A 5,225-nucleotide genomic window follows, 5' to 3' on the forward strand; every position below is an offset into this window, starting at 1 on the left:
GTCCTTTCCTAGAACCTGTTGTTGTGGTGATTTCAGATTCTAGGACGAAGGCCGTTCTTCGTTAAACGGGCGCTAGGGTGTCACCCTTACACCAACATTTTCGACGCGATCATTTAAATCCATCTTGGATACTTTTCTTGAGGCCTATAAGGATGAGCTTGCGCGCGCTTCATCTGCTCATAGGTTGATTTTCGATCAAGAGATACGTTTTTTGACAAAACGGACAATTTGCTGGCGAAGCTAATCCTGCTAATCCAAGAGATGCGGGATGCAATATTGGGTTCTGACTTTGGCGAACTGGAGAAGAGCTGTTTCCTTCGCTACCTTGAGATTATTCCCGAACTTAAGAATGCCGTGCTCGTGTACGAACCGGGGGTGCGTTTGTCACCAATGGAAATTGGCCCAGTTTGCACTGATTGCCATGCTCTAATTGGACAAATGTAAATGGCGTTTCGAGACATTGCCGAACTCTTTCGCGGTAGCGTATAGGGTCCCGTGCGATTCGCGAGCTCTTCCCTTGATATCATGGTCATAGCGTTTTATTTGCCGACCTTTATCGGAGATGCCCTATGGTCCAGATCGATCCGATGGAATATCCAAAGTTTTCCGATTATTCATCCCATGCCCAGTCTTCTCCCAATATTCCTGTTGGGAGTACGGGGATGATCGAGACTCTAAGAACGATTCTGGATGCCTTAAAGCGCGGTCAATCCCTAGACGATGCCATTTCAATTGAGGGCTCAACGGCCAAACTTTCTCTTGGCGAAGCTTGTCTTGCCCTGAGTCCGTGCGGATTGGTTGTTAAGGCTGCTGAGGGATACACTCCTTCTGCGGAAGCGGACCGTTGGATTGACACGGGAGATAACTCCTATCTGGCTGCGTGCCTGGCATGTCGTTGTAAATTCTTTAGCGGCATGATTGACGTGCTGGGCACGCCAAAGACTTCGGGCGAGCTGCGTTTAATCGCCAATGCCGAGTATGGAATGAGCTGGACCAAGAAGAGCGAGGTTCAGCGCCGTCTAAAATGGGCTCGCGAGCTCGGCCTTGTTGAATATCGAGAATACGAAGGATGTCGATATGCACGGACCCCTCTAGGTGACCAATGGGTTTCTCAGATTGAAGTGGAACCCAAGGGCGTCTTGGAGGAATCTGCTTCCTTAAACTGGGATGAGCCTTCAAATTGGGCCGTCGACCTTGCTTTAAATGCTAAACAATCTAATCGTTCGGATTCTATTGGATTTTTCGCTGGTGGAGCATCCGGTTTTATTGATGTCACAGCCGAGCTTCTTTCCATCGTTAAAAACGGTGGTGATGAGTCTGCAATCGTTCAGTTTTCTAACTTGTCCTATAAACTTTCCGAAAGCTCAACCAGGGCGGCGATTTCTTCACTTTCAAAATTGGGCTTTGTGCAGCGGTCATCACTTACGACGTACGAATTAACTTCAATTGGTGACGCTTGGCTGTCTGAAAAATCTGCAATTAATTTTGCTTGCTGTTTTCATGCAGCGTTCTCTTGGGTATTTGAGCTTTTGCCGCTTGTTGGCCACAGCGCGTTTGATGTTAGGTCAATCCAGCTGCATCTATTCGAACGTTTTAACGTCAACATCTCCCATGATGCGCTAAGAAAGCGTCTTAATGTGTTGTTGAAAGCCGGCTTGCTTAAAAAGAGAAGCCAGATGAGTTATCAGGCAACTGAGCACTGCGACTCATTTTTGAGTGGATATGGGTTTAATTTCATCGTTGATTCCATTGGCAAACAGGGGACGGGACCTGAGCAGCCCGTGGCTACCGATGTCGACAAACTGATTACAGAGCTTTGGGATGCTTCGCGCGATTCCGGTCATCCCGATCGGCTGGAACGAGCTGTGGAGCGGTGCTTTAGTCGCCTTGGGTTTAGAACGACTTTGTTGGGCGGGTCTGGTGATACAGATGTTTTAGCGGTCGCGAATGCTGCTTCGAGATTTTCTTATTCCGTGGTAATTGATGCCAAATCAACCTCTAATGGCGGGGTCTCTGCCTCACAAGTCGATTTTGATACCCTTGAGCTGCATCGTCGTAAACACGATGCGTCGTTCATCGCCGTTGTGGGGTCAAGTTTTTCTGAAAAACGGATCTGCGATAGGGCCAAGGAACATGACGTCGCGTTGTTTGGAATTAGCGAGTTGGAAAAGCTTCTTAAGCTTCAAGAGGAGATTCCGCTCGTCTCTCAAGACTACAAAGTTCTCTTCGAGTATTCGGGGTCTATCGATCTTGGTTTATTGGAACCCGCTATTGCCCGCTTTAGGCGAACAACCAAGCTGCTCGATTTGGTGCTCAGGGCGTTGCTTTCTCAAAACGAAGATAAAGAATTTGGCGGGTTGATGTCTAAGCGGGATGTTTACTGGTTCATGAAAAACGGAACGTCCTCAATTGAAGATTTGTCGATCAGCGAGGTTGGGGAAATGCTCGAGTTCCTGTCCTCTCCTTTTGTTGGGTGCATTGGCAAGGATAAAGACGGATATTACGCTGTGGGATCTTTCGATGATGCCGCTAAGAGGCTTGTTCTGCTGGCCAAGGCGTGTAATGGGTAGCGTTGGCTTGGTCGGGAACCTGATCTCACGTGCCCTTGTTTACTTGATGCGGTTTTGGGGATTCATATTTCGCCACGATTAAGAAAAACTGTTCCAAATCGAGGCCAGTTATGTCGAATTGAGCAATTAAGTATCCAATGATGGGGTCACCGTGGACCCTAAGCGAGTCGGAGCCAAAAAAGTCCCTGTTATTGCGAGCGGCGGCCCTTTGTTTTAATTAGGAGTTTATGGGCACGGAGGCGTTTGCTTCTGTCTGGGCTGCTTACTAGCTGTTTTCTGGCGCAGGTGATAGTGGGCTATTCCAGGCTGCAGCATGGCAACATCAAGATTGCCATGAAGCAACTCGGGCAGAGTCCGAAAACATGTAGTAGGCCGACAAGAACCAGTCGGCGTAGATTCCCATCCTGTACGGTAAAGGCGCTTCCATTGGATCGCTCTGCTCACCAGGCAGGCCATGGTAGCAGTCGGCTGCGTTCATACGGAGATAGCCGTCCGTTTGTTCGTCGATGTGCACCTTTTTGTACGAGAATTTCAGCAGGTAGGAGAAGTCGTTCTATATTGAAATCGCCTTTGAGTTATCCTGTCGTGCAATGAAAAACAGAGACTATCCGTAGTCTCTGTTTTTGTAAGGGGGTTCCTTTCAAAAGGAGGGCATCCCCTATTTTTGATTTAATCGTGCTGCTGACTGGATTGAAATTCTGGAAGTCATGCCGTTGGGCGTTGTCGTTTCCCGTCAAACTTGGAAAGAATGAATAATGGGGAAATGAGAAACTGTGAAGTTGGAATTGGATGACATTGGGGGCGGCGACGCAATTCTAGCGCCATCTTCGATTAACAGTGAGGCAGATAGGGGATAGGCCATGGCTGAAACGTTCAATCCCAAGAACATCATCGTCACGGGCGGCTGCGGCTTCATCGGCAGCAACTTCGTGCACTACGTCGTGAACAACCACCCGGGCGTCCACGTCACCGTCCTGGACAAGCTGACCTGCGCCGGCAACCCCGAGAATATCGCCGGGCTTCCCGCCGACCGCGTGGAGCTCGTCGTGGGCGACATCTGCGACGCCGAGCTGCTCGATAGGATCGTGCCGGGCCACGACGCGATCGTGCACTACGCCGCGGAGTCCCACAACGACAACTCCATCGCCGACCCGGAGCCGTTCCTTCGCACGAACGTCGAGGGCACCTTCCGCCTTCTGGAGGCCGTGAGGAAATACGGCATCCGCTACCACCACGTCTCCACCGACGAGGTCTACGGCGACCTGGCGCTCGACGACCCGGCGAAGTTCACCGAGGAGACGCCCTATAAGCCGTCCTCCCCGTACAGCTCCACCAAGGCCAGCTCCGACATGCTCGTGCGCGCCTGGACCCGCACCTACGGGCTTCGCACGACCATCTCCAACTGCTCCAACAACTACGGCCCCTACCAGCACGTGGAGAAGTTCATCCCCAGGCAGATCACCAACATAATCGACGGCGTGCGCCCCAAGCTCTACGGAAAGGGCGAGAACGTCCGCGACTGGATCCACACCGAGGACCACTCCTCGGCCGTCTGGGACATCCTGACCAAGGGCCGCATGGGGGAGACCTACCTCATCGGCGCAAATGGCGAGAGGAACAACATCACGGTCCTGCGCATGATCCTCGAGGCGATGGGACGCGACCCCGAGGACTTCGACTGGGTCGCCGACCGCCCCGGCCACGACCGCCGCTACGCCATCGACAGCGCGAAGCTCCAGCGCGAGCTGGGCTGGAGGCCGGCCCACACCGACTTCGCCGAGGGCCTGAAGCAGACGATCGACTGGTACGTCGCCAACGAGTCCTGGTGGCGCCCGGCCAAGGAGGCCACCGAGGCCCGCTACCGCTCCCAGGGTCAGTAGGGGGCGTGGCGCTGGGTTTTTGACGTTGTTAATGCGCGCCTGTCAGATTCGCATTGCAATGGGTTGCTTGGGTTTTGGTGCCCCGTGCGATGGCATTGATATGCTTTTGCATGTGACCTAAGAGTTGCCGTGCCGACTAAAGTGCCGTCGACCTAAGGAAGTTATTCCAAATAGATCAAGCGGCTTTATCGGCTTCGGGCCATTTATTCGCCATGGTTCTTTTGCTTTTAGCCGCGATATCCTGATTCTTGCCAGTATTGTTTTTGTATGCCTGTTCGTATTTCCTAATCTGGTCTTTGTATTCCTTAATGAGGACCTCTAAGGATTCATCGAGAAACAGCAGCATTTCGCTCCCGTCATATCCATCTACTGTATCGTCCATGAATCTGCATCCCGAGAGCGGGATATCGCAGGAGCATTTGCCGATCAGATTTTCTAGTATTTCTAGTCGACGGAGCAGTACTCCTGCATCGTCAAGAATGTCAAGCCAGCTTCGTACCTCTTTGCAAAACAGCATGTTGATTCCTTTCGCGTTATGGCTTCGCATGACGTAAGGAATCTAAAGATTCGTGCGGACACATATGCGCCTATCATTAATTGGTCCAAAGTTTTATGCATGAGCGTGGCGTTGTCACTTCGATGTGCGGGCGAAAAGCTATGGAGAGGTTGATTTCCGATCTCAGCCGAACACATTGAGCTGATGGCTCGCTCCCGCAGTTAACCGAACGCCCCCGCGGCCCCTCTCGGGCCCCGGGGGCGCCATTTTCCCAGTTGA

Annotated in this window: 3 protein-coding genes; 2 read left to right on the plus strand and 1 reads right to left on the minus strand. The window is 51.8% G+C overall.

Going from position 1 to position 5,225, the window contains the following annotated elements:
- The first annotated feature begins 569 nt into the window (after positions 1 to 569).
- Complete coding sequence (locus tag ACTM82_RS08785) at positions 570 to 2,570, plus strand: hypothetical protein (RefSeq protein ID WP_441055834.1); 2,001 nt, start codon at positions 570 to 572, stop codon at positions 2,568 to 2,570.
- Positions 2,571 to 3,430: 860 nt separating this feature from the next.
- Positions 3,431 to 4,450 (plus strand): dTDP-glucose 4,6-dehydratase, encoded by a 1,020-nt coding sequence (gene rfbB / locus ACTM82_RS08790; protein WP_441055832.1) that lies wholly within the window; start codon positions 3,431 to 3,433, stop codon positions 4,448 to 4,450.
- 175 nt (positions 4,451 to 4,625) lie between these two features.
- Here the strand turns inward: rfbB and ACTM82_RS08795 are convergent, their stop codons facing one another.
- On the minus strand, positions 4,626 to 4,967 hold the full coding sequence (locus tag ACTM82_RS08795) for a hypothetical protein (protein WP_427719642.1): 342 nt from the start codon (positions 4,965 to 4,967) through the stop codon (positions 4,626 to 4,628).
- Between the last annotated feature and the right edge of the window lie 258 nt (positions 4,968 to 5,225).

The sequence above is a fragment of the Collinsella sp. HCP3S3_E5 genome (assembly GCF_052067635.1).
In the GTDB taxonomy this organism is placed as follows: Bacteria; Actinomycetota; Coriobacteriia; order Coriobacteriales; family Coriobacteriaceae; genus Collinsella.

Coding starts and splice junctions, on each gene's coding strand:
- ACTM82_RS08785 (WP_441055834.1), top strand. CDS start 570: ATGGTCCAGATCGATCCGATGGAATATCCAAAGTTTTCCGATTATTCA.
- rfbB (WP_441055832.1), top strand. CDS start 3,431: ATGGCTGAAACGTTCAATCCCAAGAACATCATCGTCACGGGCGGCTGC.
- ACTM82_RS08795 (WP_427719642.1), bottom strand. CDS start 4,967: ATGCTGTTTTGCAAAGAGGTACGAAGCTGGCTTGACATTCTTGACGAT.